Origin of the sequence: Paenibacillus thalictri, assembly GCF_004307995.1 — a bacterium.
GTDB classification, from domain to species: domain Bacteria; phylum Bacillota; class Bacilli; order Paenibacillales; family NBRC-103111; genus Paenibacillus_AF; species Paenibacillus_AF thalictri.
The window spans coordinates 15,018-32,287 of record NZ_SIRE01000023.1 but is presented as its reverse complement, the minus strand read 5'-3'; the positions used below and the strand labels follow the sequence as shown (position 1 = coordinate 32,287).

The 17,270-nt window shown below is 54.9% G+C and carries 13 protein-coding genes; 5 read left to right on the top strand and 8 right to left on the bottom strand.

Going from position 1 to position 17,270, the window contains the following annotated elements; translation table 11 throughout:
- Position 1: 1 nt before the first annotated feature.
- The 5 genes from EYB31_RS28205 to EYB31_RS28185 form a co-directional block, all read right to left on the bottom strand.
- Positions 2-2,047 carry a M1 family metallopeptidase gene (locus EYB31_RS28205; RefSeq protein WP_131016819.1) on the bottom strand — a complete coding sequence of 682 codons (2,046 nt, stop codon included), beginning with the start codon at positions 2,045-2,047 and terminating at the stop codon, positions 2-4.
- 252 nt (positions 2,048-2,299) lie between these two features.
- Complete coding sequence (locus EYB31_RS28200) at positions 2,300-4,780, bottom strand: S1C family serine protease (protein WP_240762935.1); 2,481 nt, start codon at positions 4,778-4,780, stop codon at positions 2,300-2,302.
- Between the two features lie 196 nt (positions 4,781-4,976).
- Positions 4,977-6,836, bottom strand: coding sequence for an ABC transporter ATP-binding protein (locus tag EYB31_RS28195; RefSeq protein WP_420819479.1), 1,860 nt, complete (start codon positions 6,834-6,836; stop codon positions 4,977-4,979).
- Positions 6,826-8,565, bottom strand: coding sequence for an ABC transporter ATP-binding protein (locus tag EYB31_RS28190; protein WP_131016818.1), 1,740 nt, complete (start codon positions 8,563-8,565; stop codon positions 6,826-6,828). The genes EYB31_RS28195 and EYB31_RS28190 overlap by 11 nt, the downstream gene beginning before the upstream one ends.
- 6 nt (positions 8,566-8,571) lie before the next feature.
- Entirely contained in the window at positions 8,572-9,024 is a 453-nt protein-coding gene (locus tag EYB31_RS28185) for a MarR family winged helix-turn-helix transcriptional regulator (RefSeq protein WP_240762933.1), read from the bottom strand.
- Positions 9,025-9,479: 455 nt separating this feature from the next.
- Between EYB31_RS28185 and EYB31_RS28180 the strand changes: the two genes are divergently transcribed.
- Positions 9,480-9,977, top strand: coding sequence for a YwhD family protein (locus EYB31_RS28180; RefSeq protein WP_131016924.1), 498 nt, complete (start codon positions 9,480-9,482; stop codon positions 9,975-9,977).
- Positions 9,978-10,217: 240 nt separating this feature from the next.
- Here EYB31_RS28180 and EYB31_RS28175 read toward each other — a convergent pair whose 3' ends face one another.
- On the bottom strand, positions 10,218-11,027 hold the full coding sequence (locus EYB31_RS28175; RefSeq protein ID WP_131016817.1) for a dienelactone hydrolase family protein: 810 nt from the start codon (positions 11,025-11,027) through the stop codon (positions 10,218-10,220).
- A gap of 84 nt (positions 11,028-11,111) precedes the next feature.
- Positions 11,112-13,067: a transglycosylase domain-containing protein gene (locus tag EYB31_RS28170; RefSeq protein WP_131016923.1), complete on the bottom strand. Its 1,956-nt coding sequence runs from the start codon at positions 13,065-13,067 to the stop codon at positions 11,112-11,114.
- A 253-nt stretch (positions 13,068-13,320) separates the two neighbouring features.
- On the opposite strand from EYB31_RS28170, the gene speE reads away from it, so the two are divergent.
- The 4 genes from speE to EYB31_RS28150 all read left to right on the top strand — a co-directional run bounded on the left by speE (position 13,321) and on the right by EYB31_RS28150 (position 15,806).
- The gene (gene speE / locus EYB31_RS28165; protein ID WP_131016816.1) at positions 13,321-14,148 is read left to right on the top strand and encodes a polyamine aminopropyltransferase; all 828 of its coding nucleotides are present in this window, start codon (positions 13,321-13,323) and stop codon (positions 14,146-14,148) included.
- 87 nt (positions 14,149-14,235) lie between these two features.
- Positions 14,236-15,105 (top strand): agmatinase, encoded by an 870-nt coding sequence (gene speB, locus EYB31_RS28160; protein WP_131016815.1) that lies wholly within the window; start codon positions 14,236-14,238, stop codon positions 15,103-15,105.
- A gap of 37 nt (positions 15,106-15,142) precedes the next feature.
- Entirely contained in the window at positions 15,143-15,286 is a 144-nt protein-coding gene (locus EYB31_RS41590; protein ID WP_131016922.1) for a Beta-galactosidase C-terminal domain, read from the top strand.
- A gap of 106 nt (positions 15,287-15,392) precedes the next feature.
- Positions 15,393-15,806 carry a YwiB family protein gene (locus EYB31_RS28150; RefSeq protein WP_131016814.1) on the top strand — a complete coding sequence of 138 codons (414 nt, stop codon included), beginning with the start codon at positions 15,393-15,395 and terminating at the stop codon, positions 15,804-15,806.
- Here EYB31_RS28150 and EYB31_RS28145 read toward each other — a convergent pair.
- Positions 15,803-16,984, bottom strand: a complete 1,182-nt coding sequence (locus EYB31_RS28145; RefSeq protein WP_240762931.1) for a S8 family peptidase — start codon at positions 16,982-16,984, stop codon at positions 15,803-15,805. The two genes, EYB31_RS28150 and EYB31_RS28145, sit on opposite strands and share 4 nt — an antisense overlap.
- Between the last annotated feature and the right edge of the window lie 286 nt (positions 16,985-17,270).

The following is a 17,270-nucleotide window of genomic DNA, read 5'->3' as shown; positions in this document are numbered from 1 at the left end:
CTCACCATGCGACCCAGCTGAACAAGGTCTCGAGCAGTTTCACCGATCCCAGGTTCCAGCGCAGCGCGAGCTTCGGGTCGATATCTTTTTTCATAAAGCTGTTGATGTGCTTGGTTTCCAGCACGTTCGTGTGCTGCGGATCGATGACGGCCCAATCGACAGGGGCGGTATGCGTCAGCTTAAACTCCGTCTGATCGGCTTTGCCTTCCCACACTCTGTCCATCTCGGTCCCGTCGGCGAAATGGAAGTGGATCGGCACATACCCGTAGCTGCCGCCCCGCTTACTGACCACAACCGTGCTTTCATAAGAGGGAACGCCGTTTAGCTCTTGCTTTTTCACGTAGATGCCGTCCATCGTAAAGTCGGTCATCATACCGCCAAACACATATTGCCGGAAAAAGTCGCTCCAATCCGCCTTGGTCGTATCCTCCAGCACACGCTGGAAGTCGGCGGTTGTCGGGTGCTTGAATTTAAAGCGGGTGAAATACGATTTCATGACGCGGTCCATCTGCTCGGGGCCGATCTGCCTTTCGATCGACTTAAGCACCAGCTTGGCTCGGGTATACACGTTCTCCGCATATCCATCATGGCCGTGGTAATTCCATGCATTCTGCTTGAGCGCCTCCGGCGAAGTGATGTAGCTCGATTCGACAGCGAGATTGGGCCGCGATCCGTATTCTGTCTCCATAATTTTATCTTCCGAATAGGAGGTGAGCCCTTCGTCCAACCAGGCTTCCTCAAATTCGTTGGAAGCGACCATGCCGTACCAATACTGGTGTCCGATCTCATGCACAAGCACGCGCTCCAGCTCCAGATCGGGATCGGCTTCTTCCGCGGACCAGCTCGTAACCAGCGTCGGATATTCCATGCCGCCCGCGCCGCCTCCGCCTTTGGGAGGCACGACAATCGAGAGTGTGGAGTACGGGTAACTTCCGTACCATTGCGAATAACGGGCCAGCGCTTTTTTGGCGGCTGTTAAATAACGGGCTTTCAGATCTGCGTGCAGCGGATCGAGATACAGCTTGATTTTGACCCCGGGCAGGTTGGGGGTGGCATAAGGTTCTTCGACATAGACGAAGTTGGGTGAAGCCGCCCAGGCAAAATCGTGCACATCGTCGGCGTAAAACGTGTACGTCTTCGACTGCCCGTCGTCGACAGGCGGTTTAATTGGGAAGCCGGTTGCCGCAACCGTGTATTTGGAGGGCACTTTCACGGTCACTTCATAGATGCCGAAATCGGCGTAAAATTCCGAGTTCCCATGATATTGATGGGCATTCCAGCCCTCGTCGGGGCGGCCCCTTGTGCCGACGGGCTCGTACACGGCAAGTTTCGGGAACCATTGTCCGGCCATGATGAAATCCTGGGTATAGCCCATCCGCGCGAAAGTGGCCGGCAGTTGCACGGAGAAGTCGGTTTTTAGCGTAATTTTTTCCCCGGGCAAAATAATTTTGGGCAGCGGCAGCTTGACCAGCGTCTTGTCGTCCTTGTTGCCGTCGTCGGGCTGAACGTATTCGAGGCGGGGGAGCAGATCCTCGCCGGTCAACAGCTTCATCGAAGTAATCTGCATGTTGCCGAAGCTGTTGTCTTTCATTTTGTCGCCCCTCAGCTGTCCTCCCGATTCACGAACGAAGGTGGATTTCTTCGAAGCAAACGCATTGGGATAAAGGTGAAAGTAAAGCTCGGACACCGGCTTTGCGCCGGGATTACGCCAAGTCAGCGTCTGATTGCCGCGCAGCGATTTGTGCGCCGCATCCAGCTCGACGTTCATGTGGTACTCTACGATACGGTCGCTGAGCGGTTTGGGCAGCGGCTTTTCCAGCGGTTTTGCCGGGATGGAAGGAGGAGCTTGGCTGTCGGCAACAGGCTGTACAGGCTCGTTTAATGCGGCTAAAGCGGCGACAGCTTGAACGCCTTGGGCTGTAAGGGCCGGATCGTATGTTGACGACGGCTTGCCCTGCAGCATCAATCCGGTCGCCGCAGTCGTGCTTGCGACGAGCAGAAAAACGGTTATCCATTTTGCGAAAGGATGGGAGAGGACGGTTTTCATCTATTTTTCACCCCGTTGACAAGCTTTCTACAGCATGTATATGTCAGGGGGTGGGGGAATATATCTATTTCGTGGAAAAGCCCTCCACAATTCGCCGGAGGCCACTGAAAAAGGTGAACGCTGCATGTGCGAATCATGCTTCTGAACGCTGGCGCTTCTCCAGCATGATTTCGCTCACTTCGCTGCTTTTTCAGTGGCCCCCAATTGGCAGTGGAGGGCTTTGGGGGCATTAAGGTTAAGGGCGGGAACGCGTTATTTCGTTCCCGCTGTTATTTTCAATGAGGCAAGACACGCTTCGATGCGGTTTGCGTGATCGACGGTCTTGACCGCATCGTTGATTCTGACGCGCACGGTATAAGTGATGCTGCCGCGGTGGAAAATGTATTCTTTTTGCGTATATGGCGAAGCTTTGGTTTTGTAAGCAAGCTCGTAGAGCTTAACCTCGCCGCCGAATGCTTCGCTGTCGCTTTCGGTATATTGGTAATCGGCGTCGTTATCGGCGCTTTTCTTATAGTTTTGCGAGACCCGTTTAACCACATCGTCAAGTGGTGTGCGGTCGTCCGCCTCAATGGTAAATGAACCTCCGATGAAGGAGAAGGTCTTATATTTGCTGTCCACCGACGTATCGCGCTCATAATCCGTTGTGCTCCATATTTCGGGTACTTGCACGGAGTATTTGTATGTCGCGTTGGTGTAAGTATACGTTTTGGAAGGATCGGCCAGGTCGTCATCGTCCTGAATGAAACCGACCGTTTTGTTGAGTGACTCCTTATCGAATTTGACCGATTTCACGGTATCGAGGATGAGGCTCTCAATATGCTGCTCGTCCGTTTCTTTCGGAAAAGCGAATTCCAGGCGGTATTTGAACTTGTCTTTGATCAAATAAAACACGTGCCGCATATTCCATTTATCGCCCATCGTAGAACCGAGGACATCCTCATATGCGGTAACGCCGCCAACCGTCGTCTCCTTCAGTCCGGAAGCGGTCCGGTAATCAGGCTCATACAGGCGCAGCAGCTTCTGCTCCTGCCGTCCCGCCCAGTCCTTGAGCGTATCGCCGGAAGAAGCCGAAGTGACCCGCAGCGCGATCGATTCGGTCCCTTCTTTGTTCGAATGGGAAATCACCGAGCCATGGCTGTCCTCTTTCCAATCACCCGGGACATCATAGGTAATGCCGTATTCGGTGGAAACGGTATTTTTGTTCTGATACACCGAAACGTCCTTAAGCGAGCTGTCCTGTTCATCAAAGCGGGGACCAAACGTGTCGAGCAGATCGTTGTAGCTGTTCTGCTTGAAGCTGTTCTGATAGTTTTCTTCTTTATCTACATATAAAGTGATGTAATAAATCCGGTCCTGCTTGAGAAATGCACGCATTTGAAAGTACGCGCCGCCGCTTGTTTTGCCGGTCAGTCTGGCGTACGGAAACTCCGGACGGTCCACATACTGCTTATCCAGCACGGTATTGGAGGTCCGGCTGGCCAGCTTCTGCAGCAGGCCGTAAGCGGACAAATCTTCGCTTTGCTTCTCGCTGACGTCGATGAAAACACCGAATTCGCCTTTGCTGTCACCGAAACCGATGCTGTCTCCGGTCGGGGACTGCTTGGCTTTGATCAGGCCGGACGGGTAGTCCATCGACCAGCCGTAATGGCTGTCGCCGATGCGGGTTTTGCCTTGATCGGAGTCGATACCGGCATTGTCTTGATCCGGACCTTTGGCCGAGGCGCTTGCCGGGTCTTCGGCTACAGTGATATCCAGCACTGCGGCACCCGACGCGCCCTGCAGTCTAAGCGAGATCCGGTCTCCAGGAATATATTTCTTCAATACCTCGTAATAAGCGACCAAGCTGTTGATGGCTTTGCCTTCAATGGAAAGCAGCACATCGCCTTTCTTCACCCCGGCCAGCGCAGCGGGGGAGTCGGGCTCGACGTAGGAAACCTTCAGCCCTTCTTTGGTCGGCAATCCGACGACCGCTTCCCAGCTTTCCTCCAGCTCAAGTCCCAGATAAGGGCGCTTCACTTTGCCGTATTTGAAAAACTGGCCCATGACGTATTGGACGGTATCGACCGGAATGGCGAATCCCAGGCTGTCGACGCCCAAAGACACATATTTCAGCGTGTTGATCCCGACGACCTGACCCTGCATATTGATGAGGGCCCCTCCGCTATTGCCCGGATTGATGGCGGCGTCGGTTTGGATCAGCTGGTATCTGGAGTGGACCGCCCGGTCGATGCCGCTGACGATGCCGGCGCTGACCGAATTGCGCAAGGCAAAGGAGAGCGGCGTGCCGATGGCCATAACCGTTTGGCCGACATGGACATCTCCCGAAGCGGCAAACGCAGCGGCAGGCAAACCGGTCGCTTCAATCTTGACTAGCGCCAAATCGCTTTCTTCGTCGTAATGCGTTGTTTTGCCCGGGTAAGAAACTCCCTCCGAGGTGACGACCACAATGTTGCGCATGTCCTTGACGACATGAGCGTTTGTAATAATGTATCCGTCGGTGCGCACGATGACGCCGGTGCCGTGGGCCAAGTTAAACCGGTTATTGTCCACGGTTTTGGCGCTGGAAACCGGCTTGCCGATAATGGCGACAACGGATGGCGTCATTTTGGCGATGGCTGCGGGCAGCGGTTCCGGCTCAGCGGCCAAGGCGGCAGCGGGCGGCAGGCTCCCCGCCAGAAAGAAGACGAATGCCAGCATGAGAACAGCCGTTTTTACACGAAAATAATTGTTCAACGATATACTCTCCCTGTCCAATAAAAGTAGTAAGCGTTATCAAGAAAACTTCCGCTGACGCTATAAAATTTACCACTATTCCCCTGGATCCGTCCATCGATTTCCTGAAATGTAAGTAAATTCACATAACAAAGAGATGTTTTTGCCTGAACTGAGGTCAAAAACATCTCTTCCAACACGCCCGCTGCCGGGGTAATCAGACCACTCGGCGAAACTGGCTGTTATATAAGTCGTAATAGAAGCCGCGGCGTTCCAGCAGTTGCTCGTGTGTGCCTCTTTCAATGATGCGGCCGCCGTGAATGACAAGGATCATATCGGCGTCGCGGATCGTACTCAGCCGGTGGGCGATGACAAAGCTGGTCCGTCCTTTCATGAGCAGCGTCATCGCCTCCTGAATATGCATTTCCGTACGCGTATCGATGCTGCTTGTCGCTTCGTCAAGGATAAGAATGGCCGGGTTCGCCAATATGGCTCGCGCAATGGTCAGCAGCTGCCGCTGTCCTTGGCTTAGATTTCCGCCTTCCGAGGTAAGCGGCGTATCATAGCCGTCCGGAAGCTTCTCGATGAAGTTATGAGCGCCCGCCAGCTTCGCGGCGGCTTCAATGTCCGACGGGCTGGCGTCCAGCCGGCCGTAACGGATGTTCTCGCGAATCGTATCCGAGAACAGATAGGCGTCCTGCAGAACAATGCCAAGCTGCTCGCGCAGGCTTGTTTTATCCAAGTCGCGCAAGTCGGCGCCGTCGATGGTAATCCGGCCGCTGTCGATTTCGTAGAAGCGGGTCAGCAGATTGACGATTGTCGTTTTGCCCGCGCCGGTCGGACCGACCAAGGCAATCGTGTCGCCGGGCTTCGCCGTAAATGAAACTTCGCTCAGCACAGGGGATTCGGCATTGTAACCAAACGACACGTTCTGAAAGACAACTTCGCCTTTCACGCCGGCAATAGGTTGCTGCCTGCGGTCTTGGCTGTATTCCGTCTCGGTGTCCAGTGTTTCAAAAACCCGCTCGGCCCCGGCGATTCCGGACTGAATCAGATTGTACTGGTTGGCAAGCTCGTTAATCGGCCTGCCGAACTGCTTGGAATAATTCAAGAAGCTGACGATGACGCCGATCGACGTCAAGCCGCTGAGCGCCATCCAGCCGCCAAGCGCAGCGATCAGCGCAAAGCTGGTGTTGTTCATCACGTTCATGAGCGGGCCCATGGCGCCCGAATAAATCTGCGCTTTCGTTCCGGCATTGCGCAGCTCAAGGTTGATGCTGTGGAATTGCTCAATCGATTTCGCCTCGCGGCTGAAGGTTTTGACCACCTTCTGCCCGGAAATCGTTTCTTCGATAAAGCCGTTTAATTCGCCGAGATGCTGTTGCTGGCCTTTGAAAAACTGGCGTGTATAGCTGGAAATTTTCCCGGTTACCCACATGACCAGCGGAATTGTGACCAGGCTGACGAGTGTCAGCCATACATTCAGCGCCAGCATCATCGCCAGCGAACCGACCAGCGTGACGGCGCTCGTAATGAGCTGTGTGACGCTTTGGCTTAAGGAGACGGAAACATTCTCGATGTCGTTGGTCGTGCGGCTCATTAATTCGCCGTGTGTTTTACTGTCGAAATAGCGGAGCCGCAGCTTCTGCAAATGGGCAAACAAATCGTGCCGCATATCCTGCACGGTCCGCTGGGCAATGCCCGCCATGATATACCCTTGCGCCCATGTCAGCACGCTGCTGAACGCATAGGTGCCAAGCAAAGCGAGACATAACCCGAGCAGACCGCGGTAGTCTCCGGGAATGATATAGCGGTCAATCGCCCGGCCGATGAGATAAGGTCCGATCAGCGCACTGCCGGAGCTGAGCGCAGTCACGATGACAACGCCGATCAAGGCGCCCCGCTGCCGCTTCATATATTGCCAGATGCGATACAATGTGGCGCTGCTGTTCTTGGCGCGCACCTTCGGGCTCATGCCGCGCCCGAAGCCTCCGCCTCCGCCCATGCCGGGCATGTTAAGCGGCGGAGCGGGACTTGGCGCTTCGGAATGGTTGTGTGCTGCGTGTTTATCCGCCATAAACAATCTCCTCCTCGCCCAGCTGCGATTTATAAATATCCCGGTACAGCGCGCTGCGGCTCATCAGCTCTTGGTGAGTGCCTTCGGCGGCGATCCGGCCGCCTTCCAGCACGATAATATTGTCGGCGTCGAGTACGGAAGAGATGCGCTGCGCAATAATCAGGCAGGTGCTCCCGGCCATCAGCTCCTTTAGCGCTTTCTGGATGCGCGATTCCGTACCCAAATCGACGGCGCTGGTGCTGTCGTCCAAAATCAGCACTGCCGGGCGGACCAGCAGCGCCCGGGCAATGGAAATGCGCTGCTTCTGGCCGCCGGACAGATTGACGCCTCTTTGGCCAAGCAGCGTATCGTAGCCGTCCGGGAAACTCATGATGAAGTCGTGGGCCTGCGCGGCTTTGGCGGCTTCCTCAACTTGCTCCTGCGTGGCGTCCGGCCGTCCGAAACGCAGGTTGTCGCGGATCGTTCCGCTGAACAGGACGGCTTGCTGCAGCACCATGCCCACCCGTGTGCGTAAGCGGTCCAGCATCATCTCTCTGACATCGACGCCGTCGATGCGAATCTGGCCTTCCGACACATCGTACAGGCGGGGGATGAGATGCACCAGCGACGATTTCCCGGAGCCGGTGGCGCCGAGAATCGCTACCGTTTGACCGGGTTTGGCGGTAAAGCTGACATCCTGGAGGGCCAGCTCGCGGCGTCCCTTGCCGTAACCAAACGAGACGTGGTCAAAAACGATTTCTCCGCGGCGTATCTCGTAGTTGCCGGCTTGCGGCGGGTCGGATATGTCGGGCCGGGTGGCAAACACCTCGTTGATCCGTTCGGCGGACGCTTTGGCGCGGGAGACGGTCATCAGCATCATGCCGACGCTCATCAGCGATGCCAGCACCTGCGTGACATAGTTCAGGAACGCCGCCAGATCCCCGACCTGCATCCCGCCGCTCCACGTTTGCGCGCCGCCGAACCACAGCACCGCAACGATGCTGGCGTTCATCAGCAGCATCATCAGCGGCATATTCAGCGCCAGCGTGCGTGCCGCTTGCAAGGCGATGCCGGTGTATTCGCCGTTGGCCTTGCCGAATCGGCTGCGCTCATATCCGGCGCGTACGAACGCTTTGACGACACGAATACCGGATAAGTTTTCCTGCAGCACGTTGTTGACCGTATCGAGCTTTTGCTGGACTTGGGCAAACAGCGGGAAAGACCAGCGGATCAGCATATACAAGCTCAGAAAAAGCAGCGGAATCACGACGACAAGAATCAGCGCAAGCTTCGCGCTGATCAGAAACGCCATGATGATGCTGCCTAAAGCCAGAAACGGAGAGCGCACCAGGATGCGCAGCGTCGTCTGGACCATATTCTGCATCTGCACGACGTCCGAGGTAAGCCGGGTGACCAGCGTGCCCGCTTTAAACCGGTCCAGATTGCGGAAGGAGAAGGTCTGCGCATGCCGGAACAAATCTCTCCGCAGATCGGCGCCAAAATATTGCGAGGCGATGCTGGAAAAAATCGTGCATCCGACCCCGCCGATCAGACCGATCAAAGCGTACAGCAGCATCAGCGCGCCGGTGTTGCGAATATGCGCCAAGTCTCCCTTCATCACGCCGTCGTTGACGATGCTGGCCATCAGCTTCGGCTGCAGCAGGTCCATGGCAACCTCAAGCAGCATCAGCAGCGGGGCAAGCACGGCGGATTTCCAGTAGGGCTTTAGATAGGTTGCCAGCTTCCACACATTGCATCACTCCATTATGTTGTCGGCTACATGATTTTCATCCGCTGCCGCGCTCAAATTTTCATCCATATGCAGCAGAAAGCGGCGTAAAAGCAGCTTCTCTTCGGGTAAAAATCCTTCGAAACAGAGACTGTCCAGCTCCATTATCGATGCTTTGACGGCCTGCGCCGCCCGCAGCCCTTTGTCGGTTAAAAAGACGCGCGATACCCGCTGATCGAGAGGATCGGATCTGCGCTCCAGATGACCGGTCGCTTCCATCCGGTTAATCATCACCGTCAGTGTGGCAGGCTTTACGCGCTTATGCGCCGCGAGTTCATTCTGGCTTTGCCCGTCTCGCTCAAGCAAGCGGAGCAGCAGCGGAGGCTGGCCGGGGTACACCTCGTAAGGCTGGATCAGCGTATGAATGCGTTCGCGATGTTTTTTAATCACATGCGACATCATATGGACAAGCGAATCCATTTCGTGCAGGTTAATGGGAAACACCTTCTTTATATTGTATTTATTTAGTCGGCTAAATATATGATAGGACCCACGAATTGGAAAGTCAATGATTTTCCGGAAGATGAGGGTTTGAAAACAAGCCGCGATTCGCTACAATATAAGTGCGTGTTCAAAAAGTCGGCTTTCAACACCGAGAAGGTTGCGTAAAGGTGAAGAAGGAGGAGCGGAGTTTAGGCAAACCTAAATGAGCACCGGACTTCGAACCTGAATGCAAGATTCGATGTCGAATATCCCTTCGGAACACTTCGTGATCAAAAGTCGACATTTTGAACAACTTCTATAAAGGTAAGCCGGGCAGCTTCTCCGCCATGGGGAACGCAACCGCCGGTCAAAGCCGCTGCAAGGCGGCTGAAGCTGAAGCGGGGCTGCTTTACGGTCGGGTTCTATAATTGCAGAATGGATGGTGCCGTGAAATGGATGCGGAAAAAGGGAAAAAGCTATCGCTGAACATCGTCAGCGGTAAAGTGGAGCACCGTGGATTCGGGGCCGGCTCGATTGATCTGAACAACATGTCTAGCGTCATTATAGATGGGGACGAAGCTTATTTGGATATGGGCGCGATGCACGCCAAAAGCAAGGTAGAGAAGGGCATCAAGTTCTCCGTCAACAAGGAAGATACGCCGAACGGGCGTAAATGCTGGATTGTATGGGTTGCCGTGGACCGCAACGAGCAAGGCGAAAAATATTACGCCGGCGTCACGGCGTGCGAGATGCTGGTTGATCCGGAAGCCCGCCGCGGGTGGAAAATTCTTGCCGATCATGTCAACAAAATGGATTATGCGCTAAAACGCCGGTTCGTTTTGGACGGCTTAAACGATGCGGAGAAAGCCGCGCTGAAGGCGTGTCTGATCGAGCAAGGCGAAGATATGTGGGAGCTTTCGCCCGATACGCTTAAGCAAGGGCTGGCGTAATCGGCTGAAGCGGACAACACAAAAAGGCAGACCCGGTGGGGCTGCCTTTTTGCTGTCCTAGTATATTGTGGCATATACTAGCGTTTAGTATACATCGGTTCCGGTTTCGTCACAACCGCAGACACACAAATGACATAATTGCTCCGAAACCTTTTTTTGCCCGCACGTAATCTTCAAAGAGCCGGCTTCTGCTTAAGCTGATGAAAACAGGCGCCGGACTCAAAACACTCCCTGCGGCGTTTACGCTCCCAACTGCCGCTGCAAAAATTCGGCTGCCCGGCGAAATGCGTCCTGCGCCGCTTCCGCGCGGTAAGAAGCCCGCGTATCGTTGAAAAAGGCATGCGGCGCATCGTCGTAAATGACATAATCGAACGATTTGCCCTGGCTGCGCATCGCCTCCGCGAACGCCGGCACCGGCTCGGTCAGCCGCTTGTCCAGCTCGCCGTAGATGCCCAGCACCGGGCAGGCGATGCCCGGGATTTGCGCCTCCTCCGGCGCCGCGCCGTAAAAGACGATCGCACCCGCGAGCTGCGGGTCGCGGCAGGCAAGCTGGGCGGACAACATGCCGCCCAGGCAGAAACCGACGGCGGCGACTTTCGGCGCCGCCACGCCTTCTTCGCTGCGCAGCCAAGCGGCCGCGGCAATAGCGGGCAGCGCGAGCGCCTTGCGGTCGCCGCTGAATATCGCGCCGAGCGTGCCGCCGATGCGCGCGCCTTGCTCTGCCGGCAGCGCGTCCAGCGCTTGCTGCCGCGCATCGGGGTTGCCCCACGCCGCGGGCGGCAGCGAGTCGAGGAAACGTTTCGTTTCCTCGACTCGTTCCGCCGCTAGCGGCTCGGGGCGCTGGCCGTCCTTCGCGTACAAGTCCGGCGCGAAGGCAACGTAACCCAAGGCGGCGAAACGCCGCGTGACGTCTTGGATGTGGGGGTCGACGCCCCAAATCTCCTGCAGGACGACGACGGCTGGAAGCGATTCGCCGCCGCTGCCCTCCGGTCTGGCCAAATACCCGGTGAAGCCTTCCCCAAAGCTCGTCCACTCCGCATGAACATTCATTGCTACAAACTCTCCCTTCGAACGCCGTATTATTTAGCTTGCCAAAATAAGCATATGCCAAATACAGCCAATTCACAACCCTTTCTAATCGTTCCACCAGCGCTTCAGATCGTTCCACCACGAAGAATTGCCCTTCGGTTTCACGGGCTTCACATTGTCTGTCGAAGTAGTTCGCTGCGTGCAATATTCCGTAGGTTCCGTTCCTTTCACGAAAGCTTCCATTCGCGAGTTCGGGCAGTCGCTGTTCGACAGCTTGCCGGTTGCAGGGTCGATGTACACATTCGCGACGCCGTCGGGAATCGGGAACAGCTTCGGCAGCACCGCATCGAGCGCGCGTTCCGTAAACTCGGCGAAGATCGGTGCGGCCAGCGTCGATTCCACGGCGCTGATGTTGCGGTCCTTGTCATAGCCGACCCAAACGGCCGTAGCCAGCTCGGGCGTGAACCCGACCATCCAAGCGTCGGTATTGGTCGTCCCGGTTTTGCCCGCCACAGGACGTTTAATCAGGTTCGACACGCGGTTGCCGGTGCCGCCGTCGTCAAATACGCTTTCCATCAGATTTGTCATTACATACACATAGTTGGGATCCGCCACCTGCTCCTGCTTCGGAGCGGCTTCGTACAATACCTTGCCGGAAGCGTCGGTAATCCGCAGGATGGCCGTCGGCTCGACACGTGTTCCTTGATTGGCGAATACGCCAAAGGCGGATGCCATCTCCAGCGGGCTTACGGGAAACGTACCTAGCGCCAGCGACGGCAGCGGCTTCATCGGGCTGTCGATGCCGAATTTGCGGACCGTGGCGATGACATTTTCCGGACCGACATCAATCAGCGTGTGCACTGCAAAAATGTTGTCCGATTTGGCAATCGCTGTCCGCAGATCGATCCAGTCATAATAATGATTGTTGAAATTGCTGGGCGTGTACGTTTGCCGGCCGTTATCGTAAGTAAACGTAGTGGGCTCGCTTTTGAACCGCGTGACCGGCGTAAACCGGTTCGTTTCCAGCGCGGTCAGATACACAAACGGCTTAAATGAAGAGCCGGGCTGGCGGCTGCTCGCCAAAGCGCGGTTGAATTGGTTTTCGGCGTAGCTTTTGCCGCCGACCATGGCTTTCACATAGCCGTTTCGCGGATCGATGGCAACCAGTGCTGTCTGCAGATCGCCGCGGTCCTTCAGTGTCGCCGCCACCGCTTCGTCCGCCGCTTGCTGTGCGTGCAGATCCAGCGTCGTATAGATATTAAGGCCGCTTTTGTCGTATTGGTCTTCGGTAATGCCAAGCTTGTCGATGGCCAGATTCCTCACGTAATCCTGAAAGTACGGAGCCGGGGCTTGCTTCTTTTCTTCCAGCGTTTTATAGGTCAGAGGTTCCCTTGCGGCGCGGTCGGCGTCGCGTGCTGTGATGTACCCGCCGTCCACCATGGTCTGCAGTACGGTTTCCTGACGTTCCTTCGCTTTCTTCTCGTCGTAGTAAGGAGAGTAGTACCGGGGGCCCTTCGGAATGCCGGCGAGCAAGGCGCTTTCGGAAAGCGTTAAATCTTTTGCGTCTTTGCCGAAAAAAAGCTGGGCCGCCGCTTCAATGCCATACGTCGAATGACCGTAGTAAATTTGGTTCAAATATTGTTCCAATATTTCATCTTTGGACATGTGCAGTTCCATTTGCACGGCATAGATGGTTTCCTTGATTTTGCGCGTCCATGTCCGCTCGTGGGTCAAATATAAGTTTCGGGCGAGCTGCTGCGTAATCGTACCGGCTCCCTGCACCTTGGACATATGCTGCAAATTGACATAGGCGGCGCGGGCGATCCCTTTAAGATCAAAGCCGAAATGGCTGTAAAAGCTGCGATCCTCCGTAGCCAGCGTCGCTTCCACAACATAATTCGACATGTCCGAAAGCGGCACGGTTTGCCGGTTTTGCCCGTTGCGCATCGAATCGATCAAGTCGCCGTGCACATCGTACATTTGCGTTGTCTGCTGCAGTTTGGACACAGGCAGCGCTTCGGAGCGCAAATACAGCAGAAATACAATCGCAAACGCGGACATGATGATAAAAGACGAGAATATAAACGATGCCAGTTTTTTCACAGCGATCCCTCCAATCCGGTCAGACTTCCTTATCTTCCAGTATGGAAAGGAATGGGGGGAGGTATTCTACTGAATGTAAATATTTTTTTAAATCATCTTGGGCAGAGGTTGAGCGTATTTGCAATTTTGGCGGGATATTCTATAATACAATTTGACGTTGAGAACGCCCTGATGAAAAGTATAATTTTTCCGAAGAAAGAAGGGGTTTGAAATGGAACTGTGGTACACGGAGAAACAAACCGAAAACTTCGGCATTACGGCGAAAATTCGTGAAACGCTGGTAACGGAAAAAACCGACTTTCAGGATTTGGCGATGATCGATACAGTAGAATGGGGACGTATGCTCGTACTGGACGGCATGGTCATGACAACCGTGAAAGACGAGTTTGTTTATCATGAAATGGTGGCGCATCCTGCGTTGTACACGCACCCGAATCCGAAGCATGTGCTAGTGGTCGGCGGCGGCGACGGCGGTGTGATCCGCGAAGTATTGAAGCATCCGGAAGTGGAAAAAGCCGTGCTGGTGGAAATCGACGGCAAGGTGATCGAATATTCGAAAACCTATTTGCCTTCCATCGCCGGCGGGCTCGACAACACGCGCGTGCAGGTGATAGTAAATGACGGCTATATGCACATTCACGATCATAAAAATACATACGACGTCATTATGGTGGATTCTACGGAGCCGGTAGGCCCGGCGGTCAACCTGTTTACGCAAGGCTTCTATAAAGGGATCTTCGACGCTCTTAAGGATGACGGCATCTTTGTTGCGCAAACCGACAATCCGTGGTTTAAAGCGGAATTGATTCAAACGGTGAACCGCGACGTGAAGGAGATTTTTCCGATCGTCCGGGTGTACTGCGCCAACATTCCGACTTACCCCAGCGGTTTGTGGACGTTTACGTTGGGCAGCAAAAAGTACGATCCGCTGCAGATCGACGAAACGAAAATTCCCGAGATCGACACCAAATATTACACCCCTCGTCTGCATAAAGCGGCTTTCGTTCTGCCGAAATTCGTAGAAGATCTGACGAAATAAACCATTACACTCGAAACTACGCGATACGTGAATCGTATTCGCTTAAGGAAGCGCAACGATACCGCTTCGGAAAGGACATGCACTCCAATGCGTCTTGATCAAAAATATTCCGGCAACGTCTTTATATTAAGTTCTGAAGATTACGCGGCGTCCCGCGCCGTCATTTATGGCATGCCGATGGACTACACCGTCAGCTTCCGTCCCGGTTCCCGGTTCGGCCCCGCCCGCATCCGCGAGGTATCCATCGGACTGGAGGAATACAGCCCTTATCTGGATAAAAGTCTTGAAGACATCACTTATTTCGATGCAGGGGACCTGCTGCTGCCGTTTGGCAATGCGGGACGCAGCCTGGAAATCATCGGCGAGTTCACCGGCAAACTGCTCTCCGACGGCAAGTTCCCGCTTGGACTTGGCGGCGAGCATTTGGTCAGCTGGCCGGTCATTCAGCAAGTATACGCCAAGTACCCTGATCTCGTGTTGATCCATATCGACGCTCACGCCGATTTGCGCGAGCAATACGAAGGCGAGCCGTTGTCCCACTCGACGCCGGTGCGCAAAGCCGCCGCGCTGATGGGAGGCCGCAACATTTATCAGTTCGGCATCCGCTCGGGCTCGCGCGAAGAGTTCCAGTTCGGCCGCGAGAACATTAATTTCTATCCGTTCGAAGTGCTGGAGCCGCTCAAAAAGGTGCTTCCCGAGCTAGCCGGACGTCCTGTGTATTTGACGATCGACATCGATGTGCTTGATCCGTCCTGCGCGCCGGGGACCGGCACGGCGGAGGCGGGCGGCATCACTTCGAAGGAGCTGCTTGCTGCTATTCATGCGATGGCCGCTTCCGACATTCGTTTTGTCGGCGCAGACATTGTTGAGGTCGCTCCCGCTTACGATCCGACGGAGCAGACGCAGATCGTCGCAAGCAAGCTGCTTCGCGAAATTTTGCTTGGTTTGGTGAAATAGTTTATTTCTATAACATGCACAACCTCCTGAGTCCGGAATTTCGGCCAGGAGGTTTTCTGCTGTCAGGGGCCAATTACGCTTCCTGAAAGGTCAATACACCGATTTGATCGCGGGGGCAACGTATGACGGTGAAGCGGAGTTGGCGCCAAACGGCGTCGTTATCTTGCAGAGGATTGATTAGCCGGTCGGATGCGATCTGGCGGACTGCTTTTCGTCAATAGATTTGCTTGAAATCCCGCTCTGCGCTACACTTTAAGCAAAACTAGCCATGAACAGGAGAACGTCAAGTGGCCGATAAACAAGCGGTTAACCTTCGAATCGTCAGTATGGCGGGTGGCCAGACGACCCGTCAGCAGACTTTCGGAGATGTGTATTTTAAAGGCGAGCATCTTTATATTCGTTATTTGGAGAATGAATCCGAGCTTGGCCGGACAACCACGGTAATCAAGATAAGCAAGGGCCGTATCCGTGTTCTCCGGCAGGGGGCCATCGTGTCGGAGCAGTCGTTTGCGGAAGGGGAGCGTCTCGGCGGATTTTATGAGACGCCCCATGGACGGCTTGAGCTGATGACGGTCACCGACCGGCTGGATGTGAAACTCGAAGGGGGATACGGCACCCTTCGTTGGAGTTATACGCTGTTCGCCGGAGAAGAGGAAGCCGGTACATTCGAGCTCCAGGTAGATGTCGATCCTGCCGGTTAAACCGATCTTTTCGCTTTTAATACGGCTTGAACGGCGCGCAGCGCATGCACCTCGCGGATGTCCTTCTGCAGCTTGGCGTATCTCGCCAGCTTGACGGCATGTTTCTTCAAGATCGATTTTACCTGATACGGCCTCAAGGTCGGACGGGTGGAAAGCATTAATGCGATAACGCCGGATACATGCGAGGTTGCCATCGAGGTTCCGGACAATTCGGTATATTTGCCCTTCAGCCAAGTCGAGTATATTTTATCTCCCGGCGCATAGATGTCGATATGTTTGCCCCGGTTGCTGAACCGGGCGATTCGGCTTGTTTTTGTCGTTGCCCCCACGGATATCGTCTGGGGAAATCGCGCCGGGTAATCGATGGATGTCTTTTTGCCTTCATTGCCTGAAGAGGCCACTACGATCGTGCCGGCCTGATAAGCGTTTTTGACCGCCGCTTCCAGAGAGCGGCTGTACGTTTTCATGCCAAAGCTCATATTGACAATATGCAGCCCGTTTTTGACGCACCAATCGATCCCTTGAATAATGTCCGAGACATAAGCGCTGCCTTGATAGTCGAACGCTTTGACGGGATGGATGACGGCCTGCGGGGCGACGCCGGTGATGCCTCGTTGGCGGGAAGCGGCCGCTATCGTGCCGGCGATGTGCGTTCCGTGCCCGTTGTCGTCGGCGGGGAGCAGGTGCCGCTGGATCAGGTTGATCCCCCGGGAAAGGGCATGACGCAGATCGGGATGCGAATAATCGACGCCGGTATCGATAACGCCGATATGGATTTGCGCCCCCTTCGCTTTATTCCATACCTGTGGGGCTTTAATATGCCGTATCCCCCATGGAATCATCTGCTCGGCCGGGGCTTTGACGGCGCGGGCTTGCAGCGGCTGAAACGACTTCAGGCCGTGGACCCTGATTTTCACATCTGTCTCCACCGAGTGTACATAAGGGGAGTGCAGCAGTTGGCCGTTCGGGCGCAGCGTGCACGAGATGGCATTGATAATTTTTAAGCATTGAACCGAACGCAGACTGGACAGCTTTGCTTTCATCCGGCCGATTTGCTTGGTGCAAGCCGTATAAGCGTGGCGGTTTTTAAACCGGATGATATGCCGCGACACTTCTGCAGTTCCTTCGGTGTCTTCAAGTTCGCTTTGTAGCAGCTGTACAAAGAGCGTTGTATTCACGCGCGCATTCCCCCGTTTTACAGGTAGCTGTGTTTACCTATAACGTATGAGAAGCGGCGTTTATTCGTATGAGCAGATGGCCTTTTTCCAAATAAATAGGTGAATGTCAGTGTCACAAGGAAAATCCCGTCATACGATACAACAGAGGGATTGTAGAGATCCCCGCTCCGTTGGGGCATAGGGCGGCTTGCCGCCGCAGCAGCGGATACAGTCAAGAGCGAAGGCGCAGTTTTTTGTGCCTTCGCTCCTTCATGTTTGCGGGAGAAGCGCCGCTTGATACTTCCAG

Coding starts and splice junctions, on each gene's coding strand:
- EYB31_RS28195 (WP_420819479.1), bottom strand. CDS start 6,836: ATGGCGGATAAACACGCAGCACACAACCATTCCGAAGCGCCAAGTCCC.
- speE (WP_131016816.1), top strand. CDS start 13,321: ATGGAACTGTGGTACACGGAGAAACAAACCGAAAACTTCGGCATTACG.
- EYB31_RS28180 (WP_131016924.1), top strand. CDS start 9,480: ATGGATGCGGAAAAAGGGAAAAAGCTATCGCTGAACATCGTCAGCGGT.
- EYB31_RS28175 (WP_131016817.1), bottom strand. CDS start 11,027: ATGAATGTTCATGCGGAGTGGACGAGCTTTGGGGAAGGCTTCACCGGG.
- EYB31_RS28170 (WP_131016923.1), bottom strand. CDS start 13,067: ATGTCCGCGTTTGCGATTGTATTTCTGCTGTATTTGCGCTCCGAAGCG.
- speB (WP_131016815.1), top strand. CDS start 14,236: ATGCGTCTTGATCAAAAATATTCCGGCAACGTCTTTATATTAAGTTCT.
- EYB31_RS28185 (WP_240762933.1), bottom strand. CDS start 9,024: ATGGATTCGCTTGTCCATATGATGTCGCATGTGATTAAAAAACATCGC.
- EYB31_RS28205 (WP_131016819.1), bottom strand. CDS start 2,047: ATGAAAACCGTCCTCTCCCATCCTTTCGCAAAATGGATAACCGTTTTT.